Genomic DNA, 1,897 nt, shown 5'->3' on the forward strand with positions numbered 1-1,897 from the left:
ACGATGGATAAATCCGGATCCGGCGGGAAATATAGACGGGCTTAATCGCTTTCAAATGGTAGGCAACAACCCCATTATTCATACAGACCCGTCAGGGGAAGAAAAAAAGAAAATAAACAAAGACATTCACATGATTTGGATAGGAGAGTCACCAGAAAAACTAGCAACACAAGCAGACAACATCAACAATACTGCCAAACAAGCCAGCGGTTATAAAGTTCGCCTCTACCTGGACACAACAGAAAAAGAAAGTTACGCGCCAGCACTTAAAAAATTAAAAATCCACAAAACAGTCCACTTGCAGGACAGTATACTTTTCAACAACTTCCAAAAAAGCAATGTAGCGACCATCTATAATGACTTCAGGTCAGGCGACCCAAAAAACCTCGCCTTTGCGGCAGACGCATTGCGACCTTACATCGTGCATCAGAGAGGAGGTTTATACTCTGATGTCGACGATATCTATGTGAAAAAGAATACAAAAACGCAGGAAAAACTAGGCAGAACATCGCTAAAGGCAGAAGCTAACGAGCTTCTTTTTCACGAACCTGTATTCGTCCCCTGGACCGGAATTGCTAACAACCCTCAAATTATCAATAGTTCGTTCGCAGCCCATGCCGGCAACTCAACGTTAATCGACATCATGAACGAGATGCGCTTACGCTACGACACAATTGTGCAGTCAGGAAAATACGCCTCCAACAATGGATATATCGGAGATAGTATTTTAGAAAAAGAGACTCAAAACGTCAGAATGAACATAATGACATCCATGGTCGGACCGCGAGTATACACGGACGTCATGACAGGAAAAGACAGTGAAATAAATACAATCATAGAACGAAAAAGAGGCAACTACATAGGTACACCACTGCCTGATGGGTTTCAGAAAAGCATGGTAAGCAAGATGCCGCTTGGACGATATATCAACAGCGGAAACCTACATTCCTGGAGCGCGCACTAGCCATTGTCATTACCCTGAGTTGCTTGCGCCCGCTCTCATCTCACTGCGCCCGAGGTGGATACCTTGAACTTTCAGGAATTCGTGAGTTTTTTGCGCATTTGTTCCACTTCATTTTCGAATTTTCCCAATGAAACCCAAGCGTTCCCAGAAGACACGAGGTCATCATGATTCAGGTGTGCTTCATGCATTCCATTGGCCCGTCCGGTCTGTTCAGATGGGCTGTCACCAGGAGGTGCGTTGAGATGTTCAACCATTATCGAGTTATTCAGCACCATGTTTTCAAGTAGCGAAACACCACTTACGTTAGTGGCGTCGATTTCATAGAAGTAATATGGGTGCCTCCCTTGGGCTGCGTAGAAAATGGCTCCCTCGAGTGTCTCTGCGACAATCAAGGCATCACCGCTGATCATTTTTCCAACTGCAGTGAATTCCTCTGAAACTTTGAATCCATTCCGTAGTACTTCGTCAGGACTACGCCGGTCTGCACGGTATACCTTGCCACCAAAATCGGTTCTTTCGAGCAGGTTCGCACTGTTCCAGTAATGGGCGGGTTGATAGGGGTCTGCATTGAGGATTTTGAGGAGCGTATTTTGATCATCGGTTGGCGCTGGTGGACTGGCAGGGCTGTTTTCAGCGTCTGGACTGGATTCACTCCGCGAGTGATTGCTTTCGGGCGATTCGGGCGATTCGGGCGAGCCTTGATAATCCATTGATTCATCACTGTCCTGCTCTGAGGGCCGTAAGACAATCGGTGGCAGACCATAGGAAGCCCTCAAGTCAGGTTCGACCATTACAAATTCGTCCAGGAATTCATCATCGTATGGCTGCCACATACGCCCGTCGGGGTCGATTCTGCAGATGGGGTTATTTCCACAGAATCGATACAGGTTCAGGCCGTCATTCGAGCCAATCGGATCCGGACTTATCCACCGC

General features: G+C 46.9%; 2 protein-coding genes. One reads left to right on the forward strand and one right to left on the reverse strand.

Annotation, left to right across the window (positions count from 1 at the left end; translation table 11 throughout):
- On the forward strand, positions 1–964 hold a 964-nt coding region (locus AACY45_RS26975; RefSeq protein ID WP_339548476.1), incomplete at its 5' end, for an RHS repeat-associated core domain-containing protein.
- Between the two features lie 71 nt (positions 965–1,035).
- On the opposite strand, the gene AACY45_RS26980 is transcribed toward AACY45_RS26975, so the two are convergent.
- Positions 1,036–1,897, reverse strand: an 862-nt coding sequence (locus AACY45_RS26980) for an RHS repeat-associated core domain-containing protein (RefSeq protein WP_339548477.1), incomplete at its 5' end; no start/stop codon positions are given.

Origin of the sequence: Pseudomonas sp. RA_35y_Pfl2_P32, from assembly GCF_963970735.1 — a bacterium.
Lineage (GTDB): Bacteria > Pseudomonadota > Gammaproteobacteria > Pseudomonadales > Pseudomonadaceae > Aquipseudomonas.